The sequence below is a fragment of the Flagellimonas marinaquae genome, from assembly GCF_003992675.1.
Classification (GTDB): Bacteria; Bacteroidota; Bacteroidia; order Flavobacteriales; family Flavobacteriaceae; genus Flagellimonas; species Flagellimonas marinaquae.
This window is the reverse complement of sequence record NZ_RZMZ01000002.1, coordinates 73,572-100,177: the sequence shown is the minus strand read 5'-3', so window position 1 is coordinate 100,177 and position 26,606 is coordinate 73,572. Positions and strand designations below refer to the sequence as shown.

Annotated in this window: 18 protein-coding genes; 13 read left to right on the top strand and 5 right to left on the bottom strand. The window is 44.3% G+C overall.

The features are described 5' to 3' along the window. Positions 1-4: 4 nt before the first annotated feature. The 3 genes from EO130_RS00415 to miaB all read right to left on the bottom strand — a co-directional run bounded on the left by EO130_RS00415 (position 5) and on the right by miaB (position 3,389). The gene (locus EO130_RS00415) at positions 5-532 is read right to left on the bottom strand and encodes an LptE family protein (RefSeq protein ID WP_127139566.1); all 528 of its coding nucleotides are present in this window, start codon (positions 530-532) and stop codon (positions 5-7) included. An 18-nt stretch (positions 533-550) separates the two neighbouring features. Further along, positions 551-1,831 carry a sigma-54 interaction domain-containing protein gene (locus EO130_RS00410; RefSeq protein ID WP_127139565.1) on the bottom strand — a complete coding sequence of 427 codons (1,281 nt, stop codon included), beginning with the start codon at positions 1,829-1,831 and terminating at the stop codon, positions 551-553. Between the two features lie 112 nt (positions 1,832-1,943). After that, a complete protein-coding gene (miaB, locus tag EO130_RS00405) occupies positions 1,944-3,389 on the bottom strand; it encodes a tRNA (N6-isopentenyl adenosine(37)-C2)-methylthiotransferase MiaB (RefSeq protein ID WP_127139690.1) in 1,446 nt (481 codons plus the stop codon). A gap of 148 nt (positions 3,390-3,537) precedes the next feature. Between miaB and EO130_RS00400 the strand changes: the two genes are divergently transcribed. Next, the gene (locus EO130_RS00400) at positions 3,538-4,266 is read left to right on the top strand and encodes a hypothetical protein (RefSeq protein ID WP_127139564.1); all 729 of its coding nucleotides are present in this window, start codon (positions 3,538-3,540) and stop codon (positions 4,264-4,266) included. A gap of 61 nt (positions 4,267-4,327) precedes the next feature. On the opposite strand, the gene EO130_RS00395 is transcribed toward EO130_RS00400, so the two are convergent. Then, positions 4,328-7,465 carry a WD40/YVTN/BNR-like repeat-containing protein gene (locus tag EO130_RS00395; protein WP_127139563.1) on the bottom strand — a complete coding sequence of 1,046 codons (3,138 nt, stop codon included), beginning with the start codon at positions 7,463-7,465 and terminating at the stop codon, positions 4,328-4,330. 190 nt (positions 7,466-7,655) lie between these two features. Here EO130_RS00395 and topA point away from each other — a divergent pair, with 190 nt between their 5' ends. The 7 genes from topA (at position 7,656) to EO130_RS00360 (ending at position 17,301) form a co-directional block, all read left to right on the top strand. Next, on the top strand, positions 7,656-10,136 hold the full coding sequence (gene topA, locus EO130_RS00390; protein WP_127139562.1) for a type I DNA topoisomerase: 2,481 nt from the start codon (positions 7,656-7,658) through the stop codon (positions 10,134-10,136). Positions 10,137-10,138: 2 nt separating this feature from the next. Continuing rightward, on the top strand, positions 10,139-11,296 hold the full coding sequence (locus EO130_RS00385) for a formimidoylglutamase (RefSeq protein WP_127139561.1): 1,158 nt from the start codon (positions 10,139-10,141) through the stop codon (positions 11,294-11,296). A gap of 125 nt (positions 11,297-11,421) precedes the next feature. Further along, the gene (gene porK / locus EO130_RS00380; protein WP_127139560.1) at positions 11,422-12,801 is read left to right on the top strand and encodes a T9SS ring complex lipoprotein PorK/GldK; all 1,380 of its coding nucleotides are present in this window, start codon (positions 11,422-11,424) and stop codon (positions 12,799-12,801) included. Between the two features lie 91 nt (positions 12,802-12,892). Beyond that, positions 12,893-13,561, top strand: coding sequence for a type IX secretion system motor protein PorL/GldL (gene porL / locus EO130_RS00375; protein ID WP_127139559.1), 669 nt, complete (start codon positions 12,893-12,895; stop codon positions 13,559-13,561). A gap of 66 nt (positions 13,562-13,627) precedes the next feature. Continuing rightward, positions 13,628-15,196 carry a type IX secretion system motor protein PorM/GldM gene (gene porM, locus EO130_RS00370; protein WP_127139558.1) on the top strand — a complete coding sequence of 523 codons (1,569 nt, stop codon included), beginning with the start codon at positions 13,628-13,630 and terminating at the stop codon, positions 15,194-15,196. A 26-nt stretch (positions 15,197-15,222) separates the two neighbouring features. Then, positions 15,223-16,125 carry a type IX secretion system ring subunit PorN/GldN gene (gene porN / locus EO130_RS00365; protein WP_127139557.1) on the top strand — a complete coding sequence of 301 codons (903 nt, stop codon included), beginning with the start codon at positions 15,223-15,225 and terminating at the stop codon, positions 16,123-16,125. A 120-nt stretch (positions 16,126-16,245) separates the two neighbouring features. Then, the gene (locus tag EO130_RS00360) at positions 16,246-17,301 is read left to right on the top strand and encodes an NAD(P)/FAD-dependent oxidoreductase (RefSeq protein ID WP_127139556.1); all 1,056 of its coding nucleotides are present in this window, start codon (positions 16,246-16,248) and stop codon (positions 17,299-17,301) included. Here EO130_RS00360 and EO130_RS00355 read toward each other — a convergent pair. Then, positions 17,298-17,702, bottom strand: coding sequence for a DUF983 domain-containing protein (locus EO130_RS00355; RefSeq protein WP_127139555.1), 405 nt, complete (start codon positions 17,700-17,702; stop codon positions 17,298-17,300). The genes EO130_RS00360 and EO130_RS00355 overlap by 4 nt on opposite strands. Before the next feature lie 66 nt (positions 17,703-17,768). Between EO130_RS00355 and EO130_RS00350 the strand changes: the two genes are divergently transcribed. From EO130_RS00350 to EO130_RS00330, 5 genes are all read left to right on the top strand, one after another. After that, complete coding sequence (locus EO130_RS00350) at positions 17,769-19,685, top strand: ABC-F family ATP-binding cassette domain-containing protein (protein WP_127139554.1); 1,917 nt, start codon at positions 17,769-17,771, stop codon at positions 19,683-19,685. A 135-nt stretch (positions 19,686-19,820) separates the two neighbouring features. Continuing rightward, a complete protein-coding gene (locus EO130_RS00345; RefSeq protein ID WP_127139553.1) occupies positions 19,821-20,708 on the top strand; it encodes a leucine-rich repeat domain-containing protein in 888 nt (295 codons plus the stop codon). A gap of 147 nt (positions 20,709-20,855) precedes the next feature. Next, positions 20,856-21,977 carry an efflux RND transporter periplasmic adaptor subunit gene (locus EO130_RS00340; protein WP_127139552.1) on the top strand — a complete coding sequence of 374 codons (1,122 nt, stop codon included), beginning with the start codon at positions 20,856-20,858 and terminating at the stop codon, positions 21,975-21,977. An 11-nt stretch (positions 21,978-21,988) separates the two neighbouring features. Then, a complete protein-coding gene (locus tag EO130_RS00335) occupies positions 21,989-25,279 on the top strand; it encodes an efflux RND transporter permease subunit (RefSeq protein WP_127139551.1) in 3,291 nt (1,096 codons plus the stop codon). Continuing rightward, positions 25,279-26,604: a TolC family protein gene (locus tag EO130_RS00330; protein WP_127139550.1), complete on the top strand. Its 1,326-nt coding sequence runs from the start codon at positions 25,279-25,281 to the stop codon at positions 26,602-26,604. The genes EO130_RS00335 and EO130_RS00330 overlap by 1 nt, the downstream gene beginning before the upstream one ends. The last annotated feature ends 2 nt before the right edge of the window (positions 26,605-26,606 follow it).

The window sequence follows — 26,606 nt, the reverse complement described above, 5'->3', positions numbered from 1 at the left end:
CTAGTTACCAATTGCCCAAGGATGCGTTGAAAATATCCTGGGTAAGTCGTTCAAAAATTTCTTCATGCGCGGCGGCCTGTATTGAGGGCAGGGGGGCAGCGGCATCAAAATCATAAAAGAAAGAAAACCGCTTTTCAAAATCCGCATCTTCTTTGGTGGTATTATAAAAGCGAACATTTACGCTCATGGTAAGGCGGTTTTGTGAAGTCCGTTGGTCGGCTGTAGCCGTCATGGGAACGACTTTGTATTCCACTATCTCACCTTCGTACAATAGGTCACCGTTGCTTCCGGTGAGGGATAAGCTGGTGAGGTCGTTGATCAAATCCTGAAGGGCTAAGGTAAAATCACGGTCCAATCCGGGAACGATAATCGATCCTGGGGTTTGGTCGGCATAATTTTGAAAAAAGTTCACCTGAAAGCTCTCCGCTGTCCCAATATCGGCTCCCGAAAAGTTGTAGGCACCACAGCCCTGTAGGAGGAAAACAAATCCCAACAGTCCCGACTTTAGTATATTTTTTCTGATTGTATTCATTTTAACCTTGACTTCAAATTAAAGATCGTACTGTTTTATTTTTCGATAAAGTGTCCGTTCGGAGATACCAAGTTCTGCTGCGGCTGCTTTTCGTTTTCCTTTGTTGCGCTCCAACGATTTTTTAATCAATTCGATTTCTTTTTCCTGTAAAGATAGGGTTTCTTCCTCTTCAATTTCCTCGGCAAAATGGTATCTGTCCTCTGGAGGTTGTTGCATGGAATGGGTAGGTGCGGCTTCCACCACTGGCTCGGGGAGGTGCAGCAGTTCGGCAGCGGAACTTTCTTCGTGTTCTATATCCTCCTCTTCTTGATTCCCGTAAATTTTTCGGATTAAACCTTCATTTTCCCGTTGTACCTTATTGGAGTCGTTGTCTTTCAAAAGCTCCAAGGTGAGTTTTTTTAGATCATTGAGGTCGCTCTTCATATCAAAGAGCACCTTATATAAAATTTCACGCTCGTTGCTAAAGTCGCTTTCCTTTTTGGCTTGTCCGATTACTGCCGGTAAATTGGATTTGCTGGAGTTGGGCAGATAACTATTGAGGGTGGCTGCCGAAATGTTTCGGTTTTCTTCCAAAACAGAAACCTGCTCCGCAATGTTTCTCAGCTGACGGATGTTACCTGGCCAGCGATATTTTAGGAGAAGCTCCACGGCATCGTCCTCCAATCGGATAGTCGGCATTTTATATTTTTGACCAAAATCGGAGGCGAATTTTCGGAACAACAAATGGATGTCATCACGACGATCACGCAGCGGTGGTAGATTGATTTCTACTGTACTCAACCTATAATATAGGTCTTCCCTAAACTTTTCCTTTTCAATTGCCTCAAACATATTGATGTTGGTGGCAGCCACAATGCGTACATTGGTTTTTTGTACCTGCGAGGAACCCACTTTCAAAAACTCCCCATTTTCCAGCACACGCAACAATCGCACTTGGGTGGTCAGCGGCAATTCGCCTACCTCGTCCAAAAATATGGTTCCCCCATCGGCTACCTCAAAATAACCGCTACGGGTTTGTGTGGCTCCTGTAAACGCACCTTTTTCGTGCCCAAAGAGTTCACTGTCAATGGTTCCCTCGGGAATGGCTCCACAGTTTACCGCAATATATTTGGCATGCTTGCGGTGGGAGAGGGAATGGATAATCTTGGGAATGGATTCCTTTCCCACACCACTTTCACCCGTTACCAATACCGAAATATCGGTCGGGGCCACCTGTATTGCCTTTTCAATGGCGCGATTGAGCTTTACATCGTTCCCGATAAGCTCGAACCGTTGTTTTATGGATTGTACACTTTCCATATATTTTTGTTTCTGCGAAGGCAGGAATCTTTTTTTGGTTCAGCATTGTGCTTTGGATATCCATCCGTTTGGCAGATGAACGTTCAGCTTCCGTACCCAATGCAAAAGGTTACTAATTGTTTTCTGAATACCCCACCGCTTCCCCAATCAAGGTGGCAGAAGTGCATTCGTTGATTTTGACGTTTACAAAATCCCCAACCTTGTAATGTTCCTTTGGAAACACTGCGACGGTGTTCTGGGAATTTCGTCCCATCCAGTGGGCATCCGATTTTTTGGAGGTTCCCTCAATCAGGATTTCCTCTATTTTTCCGACATGTTGTTGGGTGCGATAATGACTGTGCTTTTGTTGCAATTCGATGATTTCCGTCAACCTCCTTTTCTTGGTGGCTTCGGGTACGTCATCGTCCATTTTCCGTTCGGCCAAGGTTCCCGGGCGCTCGGAATAGGCGAACATAAATCCAAAATCATATTTCACATATTCCATTAAGCTCAACGTGTCTTGATGGTCTTCCTCGGTTTCGGTGGGGAAGCCGGTGATCATATCCTGGCTAATGGCACAATCCGGTATGATTCTCTTGATGTTGTCTATCAACTCAAAGTACTCTTCACGGGTGTGCAAACGATTCATCGCTTTTAGAATGCGATTGCTTCCACTTTGCACAGGAAGATGGATGTATTTACAGATGTTTTCGTATTTCGCCATGGTTTCTATAACGTCCAAGGTCATGTCTTGAGGATTGGATGTGGAGAACCGGATGCGCATTTTGGGCTGTGCTTGTGCTACAAGTTCCAAGAGTTTGGCAAAGTTCACCGAAGTAGCTTTTTGGATATCGGATGCTTTATCAAAATCCTTTTTCAACCCACCGCCATACCAAAGGTAACTGTCCACGTTTTGGCCCAAAAGGGTAATTTCCTTGAATCCCTTTTCCCAAAGATCGTTCACTTCTTCCAAAATGGACTGAGGGTCTCGGCTACGCTCCCTGCCGCGGGTAAAGGGAACCACACAGAAGGTGCACATATTGTCGCATCCACGGGTTATGGATACAAAGGCGGATACCCCATTAGTGTTCAGTCGCACTGGAGCTACGTCGCCATAGGTTTCTTCTTTGGAAAGAATGACGTTTACCGCATTTCTGCCTTCGTCAATTTCTTGTATCAGGTTGGGCAGGTCCTTGTAAGCATCTGGGCCCACTACCATGTCCACAATTTTTTCCTCTTCCAAAAACTTACTCTTCAAACGCTCGGCCATACAACCCAATACCCCAACTTTCATATGGGGTTTGGTACGTTTTACCGCGTTGAACTTCTCCAAGCGTTTGCGGACCGTTTGTTCCGCTTTTTCCCTAATGGAACAGGTATTCACCAAAACCAAATCGGCATCGTCCAAGTTTTGGGTAGTATTGAAACCTTCCTTGGCCAAAATGGACGCCACGATTTCACTATCGGAAAAGTTCATCTGGCAGCCATAGCTTTCTATGTAAAGCTTTCGGCCGTTGTTTTGATTATTTCCCAACGATAGGGCAGTTCCTTGCTGGCTTTCGTCTATTATTTTTTCCACGTTGTTTTCCTCGATCATAAATGGTTCAATGGGGTGCAAAGATAATGGTTATTACAGTTTAGTGACAATTTGGCAGTAATTTTTAAGATTATATTGTAGAATCCTGTGTTAGTCTTACCTTCAGGCGCAAAACATAACCTATACTGCAATGAATTTCACTCATCTTTCAGAAAGAATCAAGCAAAGTGCCCCTGTGGAGTTTGGTACTGTTTTCAACAGTTCCGTGGAACTCTTCCAAAAAGTGTGGCTACAAGGGTTTGTCACTGTGGTGTTGACCTTTGTAAGCATTATTCCTTTTTATTTATTGATTTATTTGCCCATAATCGCCATGGGTATCAGCGACCCCGATGTGTTTGAGCACCAAGGGATGCCTCCTGTTTTTGCCGGCTTAATGAGCGTGATCATGCCTTTTTTTATGGTTGGCGTTATGACTGTGGCAATTTGCCTAAACGCTGCTTTTTTGCGCATTTGCAGAAAATACGACCTTAATGAATCTGGTAGGGACGACTACTTTTATTACTTCAAAAAGGAGTATTTGACCAAGGCATTGATCGTATCGTTGATCATGATAGGCCTGTCTTTTCTGGGTATCCTCGCTTGTGGTTTGGGTATCATTTATTTAGTGGTCCCCATGTCCTTGTTTCCTGCTTTTTTTGCCTTCAACAGGGAACTTTCTGCCCTTGAGATCGTGAAGGTATCATTTGCATTGGGCAACAAGAATTGGCTCATGATATTCTTGCTGGTTCTTGTGGCTGGACTGGTGTCCCAGCTTGGGGTTGTTTTGTGCTTTGTTGGGGTGCTGTTTACCGCTATGTTCAGTAAGATTCCCATTTATTTTATCCACAAGGATGCTGTGGGCATTTCTATGGATGTGTAATGACTTTTAATAAAAAAAAGCGCCCTCAACAGGGCGCTTTCTTTTAGGTTAGCTAGAATTTCTACTGGGTGGAAATCATTTTAATTTGATTTTCATCTACTTTTTGATTGATCAAAGTGGCTTGTTTTTGTACCAAGGCATTCAGGTCGTTGATTTCCTTGTCCAACTCCTTAGTGACCTCCACAAAGAACTCCTGAGCCTGTTTGGTAGGCCTCTGGTCCCCGCGTTGGGAATCAACCATTAAAAAGGCCAATCTGTTGTTGATTCGGATACCATAGTTCAATGGGTCTTGCCTACTCTGATTCTTGGTCATGTGGATATTGTTTTCAATAACGGAAAGTGCCGTTTCAAAATCCTTGGCCATGTTCTGGATTTCAGGATTATCCGCTGTTTTTTCCTTGAGGTACTCCAAATCCTTTTTGATGTTCCTAATATTAATGATGGCCTTATTGGCGCGACTTACTTGATCGCGAACCTTCATCACAAAGTCGAACTGTTCTTGAAAGTCGTTTTGGCTTAGGGCTACCCTTGGGTCCTTGACAATGTTAAAGGTCTGTTCCATGGCATTACCGCTTACGGTGAGCCTGGCCTTGTAGTTGCCAGGAACGGCCTTGGGTCCAATGTTGGGCGAGGAATAAAACACCATTCCCTTGAATTCTTGGTAGCCTGGGTATCTCATGTTCCAAATAAATCGGTTACCTCCTTCGGATACCTCCAGTTTTTGCGTTGAGGTGGGATCCAATCTATCAGGTTTTGCATGGTTGGAAAAACGTTGGATCACACTACCGTCCATTTCCAGGATTTCCATGGTCACTGTATCCGTTTCCTTGAGGGTTTTCAGGTAATAATTGATGATGGCCCCGTCTGGATGGTTTTCACCCACCAATTTGGTGTCGGGCTCCCCCCATGCTCGGTCTTGGTGCATTCTGTAGGCCATATCCGGCTTGTACAGGTAAAAATCGCTATTGGCCACCGCATTGGACAATTGATGGAGTGGTGTGAGGTCATCGATCATCCAAAAACTTCTTCCGTGGGTCGCGGCAATCAAATCGTTGTCCCTTACATGAAGATCTCGAATGGAAGTGATGGGCAAATTCAGTTGGAAAGGAGTCCAATTTTCCCCATCATCAAACGAAATGTACATGCCCCATTCGGTGCCTGCATACAACAAGCCTTCACGAACCTTATCTGCACGAACAACACGGGTGTAATAATTATCCTTGATGCCATTGGTGATCAACTTCCATGTTTTGCCATAATCATTCGTTTTGTACAGGTAAGGAGTATAATCCCCAAACTTATAGGATGTTGCAGCAACGTATACGGTGCCAGGATCAAATGGGCTGGCATCAATGGAATTGATCATATTCAGTTTGGGAGACATGGATTCGGGAGGGGTCACATTTTCCCAAGTAACTCCGTTGTCTCGGGTTACATGGATCAATCCATCGTCACTACCGGTCCAAATCACTCCTTTCTCCAAGATGGATTCCGTGATTACAAAAACGTTGGAATAAAACTCGGCTCCTGTATTGTCTTGGGTGATGGGTCCACCTGATGACATAATGGTCTCTGGAATGCCCCTTGCCAATTCTGGGGAAATGGTTTTCCAAGATTGCCCACCATCTGTGGTGGCATGCAAATAATTGGAACCAGCGTATAGGACGTTGGGGTCGTGACGGCTAAATGTTAAGGGGTAGTTCCAATTGAAACGGTATTTCATCACCTCTGCGCCGGAACCAGCTGGGTTGTCGGGCCAAATATTGGTAGAGATGGTCTGTCCGGTAGTGTGGTCCAAACGGTTCATATACCCTTTGTAGGTACCGCCGTAGACCAATTGATTGTTTTTGGGGTCTGGTGCCAAGTGTGCACTTTCGCCTCCTGCGGTAGGTTCCCAATCGGCTTCGGTAATTGACGATCCCGAAGAACGGTGAAAAATGCGCAAAGCGGTATTGTCCTGTTGCGCTCCATAAATACGATAGGGAAAAATACTATCGGTGGTCACCCGATAAAACTGCATGGTGGGCTGGTTGAAATAGGTGGTCCAGTTGTTTCCGCCGTCGTTTGAAATTTGGGCGCCGCCATCATCGGCAATGATCATCCTTTGATTGTTGTTGGGGTCGATCCAAAGGTCATGATGGTCTCCATGGGGTGCATTTTTAAGGGTGAAGGTATTACCGCCATCCGTTGATACCCCATAGCTCACGTTCATTACCCATACCTTGTCCACATTTTGGGTGTCGGCATAGATGCGGCTATAATACCAGGCCCGCTGCCTGAGTCCTCGGTTCTCGTTCACTTTCTTCCAAGTGGCGCCGGCATCATCGGAGCGAAAAACTCCACCATCCTCGGCTTCGATAATGGCAAAAACCCTATCCGAATCCAAAGGTGAAACTGCAATCCCTACGATTCCCCAAGGAAAGCCAGGAAGTCCAGAATGTTCGGAGATGTCGGTCCATGTGTCGCCCCCATCTGTGCTTTTAAACATTCTACTGTCTGGGCCTCCACTATCCATTCGGTAGCCATTACGTTTCATCTCCCAAGTTGCGGCATATAGAATTCTGCTGTTGTTGGGATCCATTATAAGGTCTCCAGCACCTGCCTTGTCACTGATATACAGTATTTTTTCCCAGTTCTTCCCTCCATCGGTAGAACGGAAAACGCCTCGGGTCTCATTGGGTTTCCACAGATTACCTATGGCCGCCACGTAAACAAGGTCTGGATTTGTGGGATGGATGCGGATTCGGGCGATGTGTTCGGAATCTTTCAAGCCGATGAATTCCCAAGTCTCACCTGCATCCATACTTTTCCAAAGTCCCTTGCCCGATGAAACATTCCCCCGAAGGGTCTGCTCGCCCTCACCTACATATATAATGTTAGGGTCGGATTCGGACACGGCAACCGCACCGATGGAGCCGCCAAAATAGCCATCGGAAATACATTCCCATGAATTACCGGCATCCGTAGTTTTCCAAACACCACCACCTGCGGTGCCCATATAATATAGATTGGGGTCGTTGATTACACCTGTTACGGTTCCTGCACGTCCTCCCCTATGGGGTCCCACCATCCTCCATTCCATGCCATTGTACAGGGTTTCTTTGAATTGTGGGTCATTTATTTTGTTCTTTTTTCGCTGTGCGTTTGAGAGGTTAAAACATAGTAGTGCAAGTACTATGGTCAAAAAACGGTTGGTCATTGTAGTGAAGTTATTGAGTTAGTCTCCCTAAAAATAACAATTATTTTAACCAGCCTGATCAAAGCCAGTGGAATTAATGAGACTTTGATAAAAAGAGCTCTTGTTTTTTGATGATTTTAGGGGCAAAAGAAAAATGGAAAATGCTGATGTATAAATTTTAATATACTTTTGTTGAGACAAAAACCAGTGCATGCCAAAGAATTTAGTTATTGTAGAGTCTCCCGCCAAAGCGAAGACCATTGAAAGATTTCTCGGAAAAGAATTTCAAGTAGAGTCGAGTTTTGGACATATTGCCGATCTTCCTTCCAAGGAGTTGGGCGTTGATGTAGAAAATGATTTTAAGCCAAAATATACCGTTGACAAGGAAAAAAAGGCCCTTGTAAAAAAACTCAAGGATCTGGCTAAAAAAGCGGAAACCATTTGGCTGGCCAGTGATGAAGATCGTGAGGGAGAAGCCATTTCTTGGCATTTGGCAGAAGAGCTGGGACTCGATAAGAACAAGACCAAGCGGATTGTTTTCAACTCCATTACAAAATCCGCCATACAAAAGGCGATTGAAAACCCAAGGGACATCAACTACAATTTGGTCAACGCGCAGCAGGCCCGAAGGGTGCTGGATCGTTTGGTGGGGTATGAACTTTCCCCTGTACTTTGGAAAAAAATAAAACCAGGACTTTCGGCAGGCCGGGTACAATCGGTAGCCGTACGCTTGATCGTGGAGCGTGAGCGTGAGATTGAAAGCTTCACCCCGGAGGCATCATTTCGTATTAAGGCCGAGTTTAAAACGGATGGCGGAAGTACCTTCGGAGCCAAGTTGAACACCACGTTCCCTACAAAGGAAGCTGCGGAAAAATTTCTAAAGGAAAACATTGGAGCTGATTTTTCAGTTTCCGATTTGGCCAAAAAGCCCGCTAAAAAATCCCCGGCAGCACCTTTTACCACGTCTACCTTACAGCAGGAAGCATCCAGAAAGCTTTACTTTTCTGTGAGTCGCACTATGCAAGTAGCACAGCGTTTGTACGAGGCAGGTTTGATTACCTACATGAGAACGGACAGTGTTAATTTGTCCAATGAAGCGTTGGCCGCCGCCAAGGAAGCCATCTTGGAGAATTACGGCCAAAAATATTGTCAGACCCGAAATTTTACGGGCAAATCCAAAGGAGCACAAGAGGCACACGAAGCCATTCGGCCCACCGATATGAAATTGCAGTCGCCACAATTGGAGCGAGATCAGGCCAAGTTGTATGAATTGATTTGGAAACGGACACTTGCTTCCCAAATGAGCGATGCCCAATTGGAACGGACCAATGTCAAAATTAAGGCAAGCACCCATGGCGAAGAATTCACGGCCAACGGGGAAGTAGTCAAATTCGATGGATTCCTTAAAGTGTACCTGGAAGGAATTGATGATGATGAGGGCGAGGAACAGGATGGTATGTTGCCCGCAATGAAAGTGGGGGAACCACTTCAAAATGTATTTATTTCAGCTACCGAACGTTTTACCCGTCCACCATACCGCTACTCCGAAGCTTCTTTGGTGAAAAAATTGGAGGAACTGGGTATCGGTCGACCATCAACTTACGCCCCTACCATATCTACCATACAAAATAGGGGCTATGTGGAAAAAGGAACGGTTGAAGGTACCGAAAGAAAGTATGCGGAACTGGTGCTGGAGAACGAAAAAATAAAAGCTAGCACACTTACCGAAATGGTAGGTTCTGAAAAAGGAAAGATCGTGCCCACTGACATAGGGATGATAGTGAACGACTTTTTGGTCACACACTTTAACCAAATCCTCGACTATAATTTTACGGCTCAGGTAGAAGAAGATTTTGATGAAATTGCTTCGGGCGAAGAAGATTGGCAAGAAATGATGAAGAATTTTTATAAAGATTTTCATCCGAACGTGCTTGAAGTCGAAGAAAATGCAGAACGTGCAAGTGGGGAACGTGTTTTGGGAACCGACCCCAAATCGGGCAGACAGGTTTCAGTGCGCTTGGGACGTTTTGGTCCCATGGTGCAAATCGGTACGGTGGATGACGAGGAAAAACCGGAATTTGCCAGTTTGTTGCCCGATCAGTCGATAGGTACCATTACTTTTGACGAGGCCATGACGCTTTTTGATTTGCCACGTAAGTTAGGAGTTTACGAGGGCGAGGAAGTAGAGGCCAATGTGGGGCGTTACGGTCCGTATGTAAGGTTTGGTAAAAAGTTCATCTCATTGGCACAGGGAGAAAGTGCTTTTGATGTGGACATGGAACGCGCCATTGAACTGATCAAGGAAAAACAAAAAGCAGATGCACCCATTGCCAGCTATGAGGGCAAGGAGGTTACCAAAGGTAAAGGCAGATTCGGACCGTTCATCAAATGGGACGGAATGTTCATTAACGTGAACAAGAAATATGATTTCGATAATCTATCCAACGATGATATTGTTGAATTGATTGAGGCCAAAAAGAAGAAAGAAGCTGAAAAGGTTGTTCAGGAATGGCCCGAAGAAAAAATCAGGATTGAAAAAGCCCGCTGGGGGCGTCATAATATTATAAAAGGTAGGGTAAAGGTGGAGCTCTCAAAAGATGTGGATGCCACAAAAATAACTTTGGAGGACGCACAGGCCCTATTGGATAAAAAAGCACCAAAGAAAAAAGCCAAGACAAAAGCGAAGAAATAAGTATGGCATTCGATTTTCTGGTTCCGGTCAAGGACAAGGTATTGGCACATTGTGAATTATTGCCAGAACAAGCAGTGGGCAAAAACGTCCACATGCATACGGAAAAGGATGGGCTTCCGGTATTTGCCCATGCCGATGTAGCCATTTTTGGCGTATTGGAATCGAGGAACGCTTTTGAAAAAAAACCGGAAAAACTGGATCTGGATGAAGTCCGTATCCAATTGTACCGCTTAATGATGGGCAATTGGAACTCTACCATCATCGATATTGGCGATGTGGAGGAAGGCGATACGGTCGAAGACACCTATTTTGTGGTAAAGGAAATCGTGGCCGGTCTACTGGAAGAGAATATCATACCTATAGTATTAGGACTCACCCAAGACATCACTTTCCCTACCTACCGGGCTTTTGATAACATAAAGAAGATGGTCAATTTGGTATCCATCGACAGCCGTTTTGATTTTGGTGAGGACGATGAGCTCATTTCATCACATTCTTACATGAGCAAGATCATCACTGATAAGCCCAACAATCTTTTTAACTTTTCCAACATTGGGTATCAGAGTTATTTTAATGCCCAAGAAGAAAAGGACTTGATGGAGCGTCTCTTTTTTGATGCCTATCGATTGGGTGAAATTGCGGCCAACATTGAATTGGCGGAACCCGTTTTGCGTAGCAGCGACATCGTAAGTTTGGACCTTCGGGCCATTCGTGCCAGCGAAATGGGAATGACCCGTAACTATTCCCCCAACGGATTCACCGGGCGGGAGATATGTGCGATAGCGCGATATGCCGGCATTAGCGATAAGGTTTCCCTATTTGGTATTTACGAAGGGGAAAACTCGCATCAGGCATTCCAGATGATTGCCCAGATCATTTGGTATTTTGTAGAGGGGCTTAGTTTCAGGATAAAGGAATACCCCAGCTCAAAGAGCGAAGACTTCACAAAGTTTACCGTACCCACGGACACGGAGGAATTGATCTTCTTCAAAAGCCATGTCACAGAAAGATGGTGGGTAGAGGTACCAACAATTTTAGCAGAGCATACTAAAACAAATTCGGTGGCGTTATTACCATGCACCGAAGAGGACTATTTGGATGCTTGCAACCAGATCATCCCCGAAAGGTGGTTCAAAGCCTACAGAAAAGGCTTGAACTAAATAAATTAATTTTTTGATCATTAATTGTTTTTACACAATAATTCATTTAAAAATCAGTTTTGAGAATAATGAATCTGTGTAGCCACAGTTATTTAAATCTTGAATCGAACAATTTAACCTAAAGTATGAGAAAGCTATTCTTTTCATCTATAGCACTTGTTTTTTTGCTTACCAGTTGCGGCTCTAAATCAAGGTCCAAAGGTGAACTCGTAGGGGTCAGTGGTAAAAAATGGCACCCGGAAAAACCTTATGGAATGGAATTGATTCCCAGGGGCGCCTTTGTGATGGGTAAAGCCGAAGAGGATCAGGCCAAAGTTTTGAACGCCCCCACAAGAACGGTAACCGTTCGTTCCTTTTATATGGACGATACGGAAATCACCAACAGTGAGTACCGTCAGTTCGTGGAGTGGGTCAAGGATTCCATCGTAAGAACACGATTGGCCATTTTGGCCGATGAGTTGGGTATTGGGCCCGAGGACGAGGGCATCGGTGAGTATGCTTTTAAGGATACGGACACCACCGAACTTTCGGTTTACGACAAGTACATGCTTGACAACTACGCCGGCCTTGGGGCAACTGGATACGAAGGCAGGGCGCTGAACAAAGATGTGGACTTAGTTTGGGATACCTCAGAATATCCTGATGAGTACTACGCTGAGGTTATGGATTCCATGTACCTTCCCGAAGAGGAAAGCTACAATGGGTTGCGAAGCATCGACGTTACCAAAATCAAATACAAATACAACTGGATGGATATCGAAGCTGCGGCCAGAGCGCGATCTGGAAGTAGAAAAGACTTCATCAAGCAAGAAGAAATTGAAATTTATCCAGATACCACCGTATGGATTCGTGATTTTGAATACAGTTACAACGAACCTATGCACAACGATTACTTCTGGCACGATGCGTACAGTGATTATCCTGTCGTAGGAGTAAACTGGATGCAGGCTAAAGCGTTCTGTAACTGGAGAACCAAATTCAAGAACGACGATCAAAAAAGTCGTGGAAAGCAATTTGTCAACCAATTTAGGTTGCCCACCGAAGCTGAGTGGGAATACGCCGCCAGAGGTGGTATTGAAGGAGGTACTTACCCATGGGGTGGTCCATATGTGATCAGTGATACAGGTTGTTTTATGGCCAACTTTAAGCCACAGCGTGGAGATTACGCCGCCGATGCAGCACTGTATACCGTAGAGGCCAAATCATTTGAACCAAACGATTACAACTTGTACAACATGGCCGGTAACGTTTCCGAATGGACGAACTCCAGCTTTGACCCAGGAGCGTACGAATACCTTTCCACTATGAACCCAAACATTGGTTCACAGGACAACAAACGTAAAGTGATCCGAGGAGGTTCATGGAAAGACGTTGCTTACTTCCTGCAGGTAAGTACAAGGGATTACGAATACCAAGACTCTGCAAGAAGCTACATTGGTTTCAGAACCGTTCAGGATTACATGGGCGAGGAGGATTCCACGAACGGAAGCAGAAGCGGACTTTAATACAACAACAACGAGGAGAACATTATATAAATAACAAGTAACAGTAGTAACCAAATACTTATTTATATAACACTTAATTAAAACTAGAATTATGGCACAGTCAAAATCAACAAAAAAGCTGTTTAACATGGCCTACGGGCTTGGAGCGTCAGTGGTAATCATTGGTGCATTGTTCAAAATCCTTCACTGGGAGGTAGACCTTGGTTTCATGAAACTGGGAGGATCTCTTCTTTTGGCAGTTGGACTTATTACGGAAGCATTGATCTTCGCTATCTCTGCATTTGAACCGGTAGATGACGAATACGATTGGTCTTTGGTATATCCAGAATTGTCTGGAGGTCAAGCGGATGCCAAAAGAAAGCAAGAGGCAAAAGATGCCCAAGAAGCGGAAGGATTGCTTTCCAAGAAATTGGACAACTTGCTTAAAGAAGCAAAAATCGATTCCGAGCTATTTGCCAATTTGGGAGAAAGTATCAAGAGTTTTGAAGGTGCCGCCAAGAATATCACTCCTACTACAGATGCAATTCAGCACACTAAGAAATACTCTGAGGAATTGTCCCACGCTGCAGCCCAAATGGAATCTTTGAACAGCTTGTACAAAGTACAATTGGAAAGCGCTAGCAGACAAGCTTCCATTAACGAGGAAGTAGTACAGAACGCAGGAGCGTTGAAAGAGCAAATGCAATCTTTGGCCACCAACCTTTCTTCATTGAACGGTGTGTACGGTGGTATGCTAACCGCCATGGGAGGCAGAAACTAATTAGAGGTTTTTGATCAACAAAAAACAAACCAAATCAAATTAATTATTAAATCTAATTAGAAAAACATGGCAGGAGGAAAACAAACACCACGTCAGAAGATGATCAACCTTATGTACTTGATCTTCATCGCGATGTTGGCATTGAATATGAGCAAGGAAGTACTTGCAGCGTTCGGACTTATGAACGAAAAGCTGGAAACTTCCAATACCAACATGGACGCCAATAACTCCAACTTTTTTGCAAGCTTGGAAACCAAAGCTTCTGAAAATGCAGAGGAGTACGGCGAACTGTACGAAGATGCTCAGCAGATCAAACAACTTTCCGATAACTACTACAGTTATTTGGAAGGATTGAAGAAAGAAATGACCGCAGATTTGGAAGATGACAAAGATTATGTGGTTATGGACAAGTCCGACTACTTGGACCAAAAATTATTTCAGGGAGACCAATTGGCTCCAGAAGGGAAAAAGTTCATGGAGCAGATTGAAACGTATCGTGAAGGCGTGATCAACGCTTTGCCGGAAGGTGAGTTCGAATCTTTGAAATCTGCCGTAAGAACCCGATTTGCCACAGGTGGTGAAGATGGTAAGGTAGAGAAAAGAGACGGTACCCGCCAAGATTGGATAAATTATCATTTCGAAGGCTTCCCATTGGTAGCTTCTTTGACCAAGATGACCCAATTGCAGGCCGATATCAAAACCACCGAGCAAGAGGTGTTGAAAACCCTTTTGGAAGGTGAGTTGACCGAAGCGGTTTCCTTGACCAATTTTAAAGCTTCATTGTTTGCTGATAGATCAGCTTTTTATAGTGGTGAAAGATATGATGGCAAAATAGGAGTTAGTAAAACGGATAATACTTCAACGCCTGTTGAAGCCGAATTGACTTTGGACGGAAGACCATTGACCCAAGGTAAGGACTACGAATTGGAAGCTGGCGGTATCAAATTGCTAATAGGTACAGGTAATCCCGGAGATCACAAAATCGCAGGAACCATGTATTTTATGCAGGATGGAGAAAAAGTCCCAGTCGAAGTAAATAACACCTTTACAACAATTCCAAGACCAAACGAAGCAGTTATATCTGCTGATAAAATGAATGTGGTGTATCGTGGTGTTGCTAACCCAATTACGATTTCCATGCCAGGAGTCTCTGATAATAATGTAAAAGCTTCTGCACCTGGTTTAACACAAAGAAGCGGTAGCAACTACATCATGAATCCTGGAACTGGTAGAGAAGTAACTATTAATGTTACCGGAGTTATTGATGGAAAATCTTTCCCATCTAAAAAGACTTTCCGTATCAAGGATATTCCAAGGCCAAGCGGTACGGTTCGTGGAGAGTCTGGAAGCATCAAAATGCCAAGGAACAACCTGGAAATCGCCACTGTTAGTGCCATGTTGGAAGACTTTGATTTTGACTTGAACCTTGCCGTAAGCGAGTTTAAGTTCAAAGTGCCAGGTCAGCCTACCGTAGTGGTACAAGGCAACAAATTGGACAGCAGAGCCAAATCTGTACTTAGAAGAGCCGATAGAGGCGAGTCTGTCCAGATATTTGATATCCAAGCTTACATCACAAACAACAAGAGCTACAAGTTGAAAAAAGTATCTCCTGTGTTTATTGAGCTTACAAACTAAGAAGTATAAAAAGTATACAAGTGATCATGAATTGGAAAAACGCATTGTTAATTGGATTGTTGGGCATATTGCCAGTATCAATCATGGCGCAGGCAAACATTTTGAATGCCAAGCTGCCCGAAGATATCGGTAAGAAAACCCAAGCTCAAATAGAGCAAGATGCCGATGAGCCGTTGGAATACGGATATGTGGACGACAGGGACATCCTTTGGTCCAAGACTGTATGGGAAATCATCGATCTTGACGAGCGAGTCAACTTTCCACTCTATTACCCAACCGATACCATAGGTATTGGGGCGGATAGAAGGTCGCTGTACCATGTGCTGATGAAGAACATCAGAAATGGGAACCTTACCGAGGTTTATGCAGACTCCTACTTTACTGAAAAGCGTAAATTGGCAGACCTTGCCGCTACCTTGAGCAAAGTGGATACTACCGACCTTGGTTACGATCAGATAAATGCCGGCGAGCAGGTTTCCCCTGAGTTTATCAACAAAAGGGACTTGACCGCTGCGGATATCGAGGAGTACCGTATAAAAGGTATCTGGTATTTCGACAAACGCCAAGGAGAGCTCAAGTATCGCTTATTGGGAATTGCACCTGTTGCTCCGGACGTTAATTTCATCGACGATGAATCAATCGATCCAGGAGAAAACAAAGTGGAATTGTTCTGGGTTTGGTTTCCGGCGGCACGTAAAATTTTGCACGATGCCAAGGTGTACAATCAGCGGAACTCCGCAAGACCTATTTCTTTTGATGCATTGTTGAATGCACGTCGTTTCAACGGTGTTATCTACAAAGAGGAAAACATTCACGAAGACCGTGAAATAAGTGATTACATTTTTGATAATGCATTGTTCCAACTCTTGGAAGCCCAACGAATCAAAGAGGGCATACGGGATAGGGAACAAGATATGTGGGCATATTAAGCACTCATAGAATATTTCCAATTCAAAACAGTAAAACGCCGCACTCAGTGCGGCGTTTTTTTTTGCATTAAACTCAAAACAAGGGGCACAATAAATCAAACAGATGCCTAATTTTGTGGAATGTTGGATTATATCGTAGTAGGTCTGGGTTTGGCAGGAATTTCGTTCTGCGAAGTATTGGAAAGTGAAGGCAAAAGCTTTACCGTAATTGCCGATGATTCCCAAAGGGCCTCCTTGGTTGCCGGAGGCTTGTACAATCCCGTTATTTTAAAAAGGTTTACCCTAGCTTGGAAGGCCAAACAACAATTGGAACTTGTCAAGCCGTTTTATCAAAATTTAGAGGAGAAACTTGGGGTGAAAGTAGATTACGAACTTCCCGTATGGCGCAAGTTTGCTTCCGTAGAAGAACAAAACCTTTGGTTTGAGGCAGCCGACCGACCAGGTCTGGATTACTTTCTGTCCACCACTATATATCCGAATGCTAACCCGGCTATTGATGCCCCATGTGGTTTCGGTGAAGTAAAATATACGGGCCGAGTAGATACGCACACTTTGGTGAATGCCTACAAAAACTATTTGGCGGATAATGGCAGATTAGCTAAAGAGTCTTTCGATTATGACGCCCTTTTCGTTGGAGAGGACAGCGTAACCTATAATGAAATCACTGCAAAGAACATTGTATTTGCCTGTGGATATGGCCTGAAGCAAGACCCTTATTTTGGATACTTGCCCCTAAATGGAACCAAAGGGGAGTTGTTGGTCATCCACGCACCGGATTACCAAGAGCAGCATGTCATCAAATCCTCAGTGTTTACCATTCCCATGGAGAACGACCACTATTTGGTGGGCGCTACCTACAAATGGAAGGATAAAACCAATGAACCTACCGAAGCCGCCAAGAATGAGCTCTTGGAAAAGCTCAGGACGTTTTTGAAATGCGATTTTGAGGTTGTGGACCATGTGGCCGGTATTCGTCCGACCGTGGTGGACCGTCGGCCCTTGGTAGGGAGACATCCAAAGCATTCCAATCTTTTTGTGTTGAACGGATTTGGTTCCCGAGGGGTGCTAATCGGTCCCTATGCTTCGCGCCAACTCTTCGATTACATTGAAAACGATATGGAACTGGACCCCGAAATGGACATCTATCGATTTACCAAAAAGTATTACGCCAATTAACTTTTGGCCATGGCTTCGTACTTTTTAACGGAATTTGGGTCGTACTTCACAAAAAAGTTGATCCAAATATTTCGGGAAAGTCGAATAATGACCGGCATAAATACGACCAGCGTACCCACGATAGCGATAAAGGCGGTCGGTAAGGATGAACCCAAGAACAAAAAGGAAATCACAAAAGCGGCGACAGCAAACGCAATACCCACGCCATAACTCACGTACATGGCACCATAGAAGAACGAGGGCTCTATTTTATACTTCAAACCACAATGCGAGCATCTTTCGTTCATCTTGAAGATCTTGGACAACGCATACGGATTGGAATTCTCATACATGCTTTCCTCATGGCATCTTGGACAGTTTCCTGTTAAAATGCTGTACATTTTGGTTCCTTTTTTTAACATTTGCACGGCTTTTGTACAAAAGTATACATTCGCCAATAAAAGTTTTGTAATCAAGGTCACATAAAAATGCTAAATGTTCACAATCTTTCCGTAGCCTTTGGAGGCGAATATCTCTTTGAGGAAATATCCTTTCGTCTCAACGGGGGCGACCGCGTAGGCCTCATCGGGAAGAACGGTGCGGGTAAATCGACCATGCTCAAGTTATTGGCCAAGGAAATGCCCTTGGACCAAGGAGCTATCGCCACCGAAAAGAACATTAGAATTGGCTTTCTAAAACAGGATATCGATTTTGAAGAGGGCCGAACCGTACTTGAAGAATCCTATCAAGCGTTCTCAGAGATCAAGGAGATGGAACTGAAATTGGACGAAATCAATACGGCATTGGCTGAGCGCACCGATTATGAAAGTGATGGCTACCATCAGCTTATGGTGGACCTGAACGATGTGACCCATCGCTACGAAATTTTGGGAGGCTACAACTATCAAGGCGATACCGAAAAGGTGCTTTTGGGTCTAGGATTTAAGCGGGACGACTTCAATAAGCTCACCGACACCTTTTCAGGAGGGTGGCGTATGCGAATAGAGCTGGCCAAACTGCTATTGCAGAACAATGATGTATTGCTCCTGGATGAGCCTACCAACCACTTGGATATTGAGTCCATCATTTGGTTGGAGCAATTCCTTCGGAATTTTACAGGAGCGGTGGTAATCGTTTCCCATGACAAAATGTTCTTGGACAACGTTACCAACCGTACCATCGAGATTTCATTGGGCCGAATTTATGATTACAACAAACCCTATTCCCAATTTCTGGTTCACAGACAGGAAATTAAAGAACAGCAGCTCAGTGCCCAAAAAAACCAAGAGAAACAGATACAGCAGACCGAGCGACTGATTGAAAAGTTTCGGGCCAAATCCAGTAAGGCTTCCATGGCGCAGTCCTTGATCAAAAAACTGGACAAAATGGACCGCATCGAAGTGGATGAGGAAGATAACAGTGTGATGAACCTGCGTTTTCCCGTTTCGGTGACCCCGGGCAAGGTGGTTGCCGAACTCAACGGAATCTCTAAAAGTTATGGTCCCAAAAAAGTACTGCAAGATATCGACCTCATGGTGGATAGAGGCAGCAAAACGGCCTTTGTGGGGCAAAATGGACAAGGAAAAACCACCTTGGCCAAAATTATGGTAGGTGAACTGGATTACAAGGGAGACCTAAAAATGGGCCACAATGTGCAATTAGGCTACTTTGCCCAAAACCAAGCCGAATACCTTGATGGGAACAAGACCATTTTGGATACCATGATCGATGCCGCCAACGAAACCAATCGAAGTAAAGTGAGGGATATTTTGGGTTCCTTCCTTTTTAGGGGCGATGAGGTGGATAAATACGTAAAGGTGTTGTCGGGTGGGGAACGCAACCGTTTGGCATTGGCTAAAATGCTGTTGCAGCCCTTTAATGTGATTGTGATGGATGAGCCCACCAACCATTTGGATATCAAATCCAAGAACGTATTGAAGCAGGCACTCCAAAATTTTGAAGGAACTTTGATTTTGGTCTCGCACGACCGGGATTTTCTGCAAGGGCTAACCGATAGAGTCTACGAATTTAAGGATGGGGGCATCAAAGAGTATCTGGGCGATATCGACTTTTATTTGGAGCAACGCAAAATGGAAGATTTTCGCAGTGTGGAAAAGGGCGACCCCAAAAAAGAGGAAAACAAGACCCAAGAAAAACCCAAGGAAAACGAATATCACATCCAAAAAAAGCAAAAGTCCCTAAAGAATAAGCTCAGTGGCGTAGAGAAGAAGATATCCCAGCTCGAAAAGCAGATTGCCGAGATTGACCATGATTTACTCATGGACTACGATACCACCATTGCAAAACCCAACTTTTTTGATAACTACGAGGGCAAGAAGAAAGAATTGGAAGCATTGATGGAAGATTGGGAGAGTCTATCCCATGAGCTGGAGACATTGAATTAATCGATTCTCCAAGTTTTTCACCACAAATTTTCTAGGATTCACAACATTAGGGTGTAAGTTCATCGATTATAGTTGTAGGATGTTTCTCATTTTTATTACTTTGTAGGTAAATTCCTTACAACTAAAAAGGAGAAGATGAAAAGAGTAACCTTATTTTTCTTTTGCTTGCTGTTCTCCACGAGCATATTGTTGGCCAGCGGGCAAGTTTCCCCCGAAGAAAAATCTGCCTTGGTGGATCTGTACAACAGCACCAATGGTCCAGAATGGAATACTACTTGGGATTTGGAAGCGTCTGCCCATACCTGGAAGGGCATAGAGATTCAAGATGGCCATGTGACAGGGATAACCTTGTTTATGAACAATTTGAACGGAGTGCTTCCAGAAAGTATAGGAAATTTAAAATATTTGACTACGCTCAACCTTGCATTCAACCAAATCACAGGAGTGCTCCCTAAGGATATTGTCAAGTTGGAAAAGTTAAAGGTACTACGTTTGGAAATGAACCGAATCAAGGGAGCCATCCCAACGGAGATCGGCAATTGCAAGGAGCTTGAAATCTTTTCTATGTTCAATAATTTTTTGACTGGACCCATTCCTGAAAGCTTTGGAGAACTCAAAAACCTAAAGGAGCTCAATCTTTCAAGTAATAATTTAAAGGGCATTATTCCTAGTTCAATCGGGAAACTGTCCAAATTGGAAGCCCTTGGACTTTTTGAAAATTTATTGGAAGGACAAATCCCTTCTGAAATCGGAAATTTGGTTCAACTCAAAGAATTGGTGCTTTCTAACAATAGATTGGGCGGTGAGATACCAACGGAGTTTGGCCAATTGGCAAGCTTACAAATTTTACAACTGCAAAATAATCGCTTCGATTCCTTTGATGCCCTGCGTGGAATGGATTCCAAGCAATTCCTTGTTTTTGATACGGATGACAGGTCATTGAGTCCCAAGTTCAAGGAAATCAATATAGATCGCACTCGAATGGCAGATACCAAATTCGAGGACGAGAACGAAAACGAGTAGTTAGTTATTACTTTAGTTTGTTTGGTTGGGGATGCCGTTTGGGGTCCCCTTTTTGTATTTGACCGGGTTTGGAGCGTATTTTAGGAAATATTTAACCATTGTAAAAATCGAAGGGAATAGATTTGCACAGATTAAACCAACTTACGCATGCGAAAGCTCATCATATCGGCAGTTGTCGGAGGCATTATCATTTTTGCCTCCCTATATTTTGCTGGTCTTATTGCGGACAGCAAGGATAACAGAAGACCGCCATCCCAGAAAATCGTAAAGACCGTTTTTGTAGACACCGTCAAGAACACCACTGTGCCGATACGGGTTCCGGCCAATGGTAACCTGCAGGCCAAAAAAAGGTTGGAGCTGTTCTCCGAAGTTCAAGGTGTGTTTAGGCCTGGTAGCAAATTGTTCCGAACGGGACAGGCCTATAGTGCAGGACAAACGCTTATCCGAATCGATGCCAGTGAATACTACGCAACAGTTCAATCGGCCAAAAGTAATTTGTACAATTTGCTGACGTCCATCATGCCCGATCTGCGGTTGGATTATCCAGAAATCTATCCCAAGTGGCAACAATACCTCAATAGTTTCGATTTGGAGAAAACTACTCCCGAATTGCCTTCCATGGATTCGGAAAAAGAGAAGTTCTTCATCACGGGACGGGAAATCATCACCACCTACTATAATGTAAAGAATTTGGAGCAACGTCTTACGAAATACACCATTACAGCGCCCTTTAGCGGCGTGTTGACGGAAGCCTTGGTTACCGAGGGGACATTGATTCGTTCGGGGCAGAAACTTGGTGAGTTTATCGATACGGGGCTATACGAACTGGAAGTATCTGTAAGTAAGACCTACGGGGACTTTTTACGTGTAGGTAAAAAAGTGGAGCTGACGAATTTGGAGAAGACCAAAACCTATGTGGGCGAGGTTACCCGGGTGAATAGTAGGGTAGACCAGAATTCACAGACCATTATGGTCTATATTGAAGTCAGTGGCGACGATTTGAAAGAAGGCCAATATTTGGAAGCCAATCTTGAAGCCAAGGAAGAAACCGATGCCATCGAAATCAACCGCTCCCTTTTGTTGGAGAACAATCAGATTTTTGTGGTGCGGGATTCAATTTTGGACCTGATGGATGTACAACCGGTATTCTTTACCGATAAGACCGTTGTGCTCAAGAACGTTCCCGATGGCGAAGTCATCGTGGCAAAACCCATTACAGGTGCGTATGCCGGTATGTTGGTGCGCATCTTTGAAGAAAGAAAATCCTAATAGTATAAGCTATGAGAAAGCTCATCTCGTATTTTATTAAATACCACATGGCAGTAAATGTCTTCATTTTGGCATTTTTTGTCTTTGGTATCGTTGGGATTCTTTCCTTGAAATCGTCCTTTTTTCCGCTGAACGAAGCCCGAAATATTACCATTTCCATCACCTATCCCGGGGCATCCCCACAAGAAATTGAAGAGGGTATTGTCCTGAAGATAGAAGACAACCTTAAAGGCCTTGAAGGTGTGGAGCGGGTTACCTCTACCTCTAGGGAGAACAGTGGTACCATCAACGTGGAAATCGAAAAGGAACGAAATGTTGATTTTATGCTGTTGGAGGTCAAAAATGCGGTGGATCGGGTGCCCACTTTCCCAACAGGCATGGAACCCCTGATTGTGGCCAAACAGGAGCCCGTAAGACCTACAATTAGTTTTGCCGTAAGTGGTAAAGACATTCCCTTGGTCACCTTAAAACAAATAGCCCGTCAAATCGAAAATGATCTTAGGGCCATTGATGGGATTTCCCAGATTCAAATTGATGGGTATCCCGATGAAGAAATTGAAATCGCTGTGGATGAGAACAGTCTTTTGGCCTACAACCTGTCCTTTGCCGATGTAGCCCAAGCTGTTTCCAACGCCAATATTTTGGTCACTGGGGGAAATATCAAAACAGTGACCGAAGAGTATCTCATCCGGGCCAACAATCGTTCCTATTATGGGGACGAACTTTCCAATATTATTGTCAGGGGAGATGCTGCCGGCCGTACGGTGCGATTGAAGGACGTTGCCATTATCAGGGACCGCTTTTCGGAAACCCCCAACGCTTCTTATTTCAATGGGGAGCTTGCAGTGAATATTACTATTACAAGTACCAATACGGAAGACCTTATGGGTTCGGCCGCGAATGTGAGGGAGTATATTGAGGAGTTCAACGAAAAATATACCAATGTACGATTGGACGTAATCGACGACCGCTCCACCACATTGACCCAACGGACCCAGCTTTTGACAGAGAATGCCATTGTTGGGATGATTTTGGTATTGGTATTCCTTTCACTGTTCTTGAATACACGATTGGCATTTTGGGTGGCTTTTGGACTTCCCATCGCCTTTTTGGGGATGTTCGTGTTCGCTCCCATGTTCAACGTAACTATAAATGTGTTATCCCTATTTGGGATGATCATCGTCATCGGTATTTTGGTGGATGATGGTATTGTGATTGCGGAAAACATCTATCAACATTACGAAGATGGGAAATCACCCGTGCAAGCTGCACTGGATGGCACCATGGAGGTGATACCACCCATTATATCCGCTATCATCACCACTATACTGGCCTTTTCCATATTCTTGTTCTTGGATAGCCGAATTGGTGAGTTCTTTGGGGAGGTCTCGGTAATCGTGATCCTCACGCTGGTGGTATCGTTGGTAGAAGCACTGATCATTCTGCCAGCTCACTTGGCGCATTCCAAAGCGCTGCGCACCCAAACGGATAAACCAAAGACCGGAATAGGAAAAGTATTTGCCAAACTGCGTGTCATCAATAAAATAGGCGACAAGATCATGAACTATATGAGGGACAATTGGTATAGCCCTGCTCTACGTTTTATGCTCAATTACAAATTCCTCACTTTTGCCCTGTTTTTCATGGCGTTGGCCCTTACCTTGGGTTCCATAGGCGGAGGAATCATCAGGACGGCCTTTTTCCCGAGGATTGCCAGTGATCAGGTATCCATCAACTTGACCATGCCCAATGGTACCAATGAGAAAGTGACCGACTCCATTATCAGTCTCATTCAAGATAAGGCGCACATTGTAAATCAAGAACTCACCGATCAGTATTTGCAGGGAATGGACAAAATGCTGTTCGTCAACATGATTAAAAATTTAGGACCAGGTGCATCCAATGCCACTTTGGAAATCAATCTTCTCCCTGGTGAGGAGCGCCCCGATGGCATACGTGCCGATATGGTGACCACGCGACTCCGTGAACTGGTAGGTCCAGTGATTGGGGTGGAAAGTTTGATCTACGGCTCTGGTGGGAACTTTGGGGGTAGCCCGGTTTCGGTATCCCTTTTGGGCAATAATATTGCAGAACTAAAGGCGGCTAAAACCGAACTGAAACAAGCCATGGAAGCCAATGCCAACCTAAAGGATGTTACCGATAACGATCCTGCGGGAATCAAGGAAATACGATTGCAACTCAAAGAAAATGCCTACTTGTTGGGGCTGGACCTTAGAACGGTCATGAACCAAGTGCGCGGCGGATTCTTCGGGGCACAGGCACAACGTTTCCAAAGAGGGCAGGATGAAATACGGGTTTGGGTACGCTATGATCGTGAAAACAGGTCATCCATTTCCGATTTGGACGAAATGCGGATATTGGCTCCTAGCGGAGACCGAATCCCTTTAAAAGAAATTGCCACCTATACCATTGAAAGGGGGGATGTAGCCATCAACCACTTGGAAGGAAGAAGGGAAATACAGGTTTCTTCGGATTTGACAGACCCAGAAACCACCAGTGGAACCGATGCCATGTTATGGATACGAAATGAAGTGCTTCCGGATATTTTGGCCAAATACCCATCCATCACACCTTCGTACGAGGGACAGAACCGGGAAGCCAATAAATTGATAGGTTCCTTAGGATTTGTAGGGCCAATCGTATTGTTTCTGATTTTCATCGTAATCGCTTTCACTTTTAGAAGCATCAGCCAACCACTCTTGTTGATATTCATGGTGCCCTTTAGCTTAACGGCTGTTGCATGGGGACACTGGATACATGGATTCCCCATTAATGTTCTTTCCATGTTGGGGATTATTGCATTGATCGGTATTATGGTGAATGATGGATTGGTGTTGATTGGTAAATTCAATATCAACCTTCGAAACGGTATGAAATTCGACGAGGCCATATATGAAGCAGGAAAATCTCGTTTTAGGGCCATCTTTTTGACCTCGGTGACCACCATTGCAGGTTTGGCACCCTTGCTGTTGGAGAAAAGTCGACAGGCGCAGTTCCTAAAACCCATGGCTATTTCCATTGCTTATGGAATTGGTTTTGCGACAGTCCTTACCTTGCTCATGCTCCCATTGCTACTTTCCTTTGGGAACAATGTGAAAGTATTGGCAAAACGACTTTGGACAGGGGAAGAGGTAACTCCTGAAGAAGTAGAACGCGCCATTCGGGAACAGCATGAAGAAGAAGAGATGCAATCTGGCATGGTTCACTTAAATGGAACTGATAGTTCGAATGTGCCGAAAAACAGAGAAGAAACCTCAAAAGTTGTAGAAGAGACCACATAATGAGAAGCTTTTTTAATAAACTACCCTTTATTTTACTGTTTGTTTGTTCGCTGGCCCATGCCCAAGAAAAGGTGTTGACCAAGGAAGAGGCCATTGCAATGGTTTTGGAAAACAATTTGGATATTCAAGTGGCTCGTAATACCAAAAAAATCGACGAGAACAATGCCGATATCCTCAATTCAGGTTATCTACCTACAGTTTCTGGTAATGCCAGCGGTAGTATCGACAAGCAAAACTCCGAAGGTATCCTGGCCAATGGTGATGTAAGGAGTGCGGAAGGAGCCGAGACACGTAGGTATAGCGCTGCGGTAAACGTAAACTATACGTTATTCGATGGTCTTGGAAGGTATTACAATTACAAGAGTTTCCAAGAGCGCTCGGAACAGTCCGAATTGGAAGTTCGGCAAACCATAGAGACCACCATCCTTCAGTTGTTTACCGTCTATTACGAAGCGGCGCGCCTCACCGAAAACACGAATACCTTGGAACAGGCACTGGAAATTTCAAAGGATAGGCTCAAAAGGGCCCAATATCAATTTGAGTTTGGGCAAAATACTGGATTGGATGTATTGAATGCAGAAGTGGATATCAATACGGATAGCATCAATTTATTGAATTCGAGGCAGCAGTTGAGAAATACGATGCGAGACCTGAACTTGATTTTGAACAGAGACCTATCGGCCCAATTTGAAGCAGATACCACGGTAAACTTTGTTCCTGGACTTCAAATGGAGGGTATGTACAACGAGGCCCAAATGAACAATGTTAGGCTTCAAATCGCCGAAAAAAACATCAACATGGGCAGGTACGATATCAAAGTGGCCCGTAGTGGTTATTTGCCAACGATTGGACTTACAGGTACTTATGGTTGGAACGAATCCAACAACAATAGCCCTTTGGCCTTTGTTTTGCAAAACACATCTACAGGGGTTACCGGAGCCATAAACCTTACTTGGAACCTATTTGATGGAGGAACAACCATAACCGGGATAAAAAATGCCAAAATTGCCTATAAAAATCAGGAGATAGCCAAAAGGCAAATTCAGTTGGAGGTAGAAAGGGATATCCGTAATGCATGGGACAGCTATACTAATGCTCTTTATGTATTGGAAGTTCAAGAAAAAAATCTACAGACCAACCAAAATAACTTTACACGTACCGATGAGCGTTATAAATTAGGGCAGGTGACCTCCATTGAATTTAGGCAGGCCCAGTTGAACCTCTTGAACGCCGAATTGGCCAAAAGTCAGGCCAAGTATAACGCAAAATTGGCCGAGCTTCAAATGCTCCAAGTGAGTGGGCAGCTATTGAACGTAGAGTTTTAAAC

Bases quoted from the DNA above. Each gene is read 5' to 3' on its own strand.
- EO130_RS00350 (WP_127139554.1), top strand. From the start codon at position 17,769: ATGCTAAATGTTCACAATCTTTCCGTAGCCTTTGGAGGCGAATATCTC.
- porM (WP_127139558.1), top strand. From the start codon at position 13,628: ATGGCAGGAGGAAAACAAACACCACGTCAGAAGATGATCAACCTTATG.
- EO130_RS00345 (WP_127139553.1), top strand. From the start codon at position 19,821: ATGAAAAGAGTAACCTTATTTTTCTTTTGCTTGCTGTTCTCCACGAGC.
- EO130_RS00385 (WP_127139561.1), top strand. From the start codon at position 10,139: ATGGCATTCGATTTTCTGGTTCCGGTCAAGGACAAGGTATTGGCACAT.
- porL (WP_127139559.1), top strand. From the start codon at position 12,893: ATGGCACAGTCAAAATCAACAAAAAAGCTGTTTAACATGGCCTACGGG.
- porN (WP_127139557.1), top strand. From the start codon at position 15,223: ATGAATTGGAAAAACGCATTGTTAATTGGATTGTTGGGCATATTGCCA.
- porK (WP_127139560.1), top strand. From the start codon at position 11,422: ATGAGAAAGCTATTCTTTTCATCTATAGCACTTGTTTTTTTGCTTACC.
- topA (WP_127139562.1), top strand. From the start codon at position 7,656: ATGCCAAAGAATTTAGTTATTGTAGAGTCTCCCGCCAAAGCGAAGACC.
- EO130_RS00330 (WP_127139550.1), top strand. From the start codon at position 25,279: ATGAGAAGCTTTTTTAATAAACTACCCTTTATTTTACTGTTTGTTTGT.
- EO130_RS00340 (WP_127139552.1), top strand. From the start codon at position 20,856: ATGCGAAAGCTCATCATATCGGCAGTTGTCGGAGGCATTATCATTTTT.
- EO130_RS00395 (WP_127139563.1), bottom strand. From the start codon at position 7,465: ATGACCAACCGTTTTTTGACCATAGTACTTGCACTACTATGTTTTAAC.
- EO130_RS00415 (WP_127139566.1), bottom strand. From the start codon at position 532: ATGAATACAATCAGAAAAAATATACTAAAGTCGGGACTGTTGGGATTT.
- EO130_RS00335 (WP_127139551.1), top strand. From the start codon at position 21,989: ATGAGAAAGCTCATCTCGTATTTTATTAAATACCACATGGCAGTAAAT.
- EO130_RS00400 (WP_127139564.1), top strand. From the start codon at position 3,538: ATGAATTTCACTCATCTTTCAGAAAGAATCAAGCAAAGTGCCCCTGTG.
- EO130_RS00355 (WP_127139555.1), bottom strand. From the start codon at position 17,702: ATGTTAAAAAAAGGAACCAAAATGTACAGCATTTTAACAGGAAACTGT.
- EO130_RS00410 (WP_127139565.1), bottom strand. From the start codon at position 1,831: ATGGAAAGTGTACAATCCATAAAACAACGGTTCGAGCTTATCGGGAAC.
- EO130_RS00360 (WP_127139556.1), top strand. From the start codon at position 16,246: ATGTTGGATTATATCGTAGTAGGTCTGGGTTTGGCAGGAATTTCGTTC.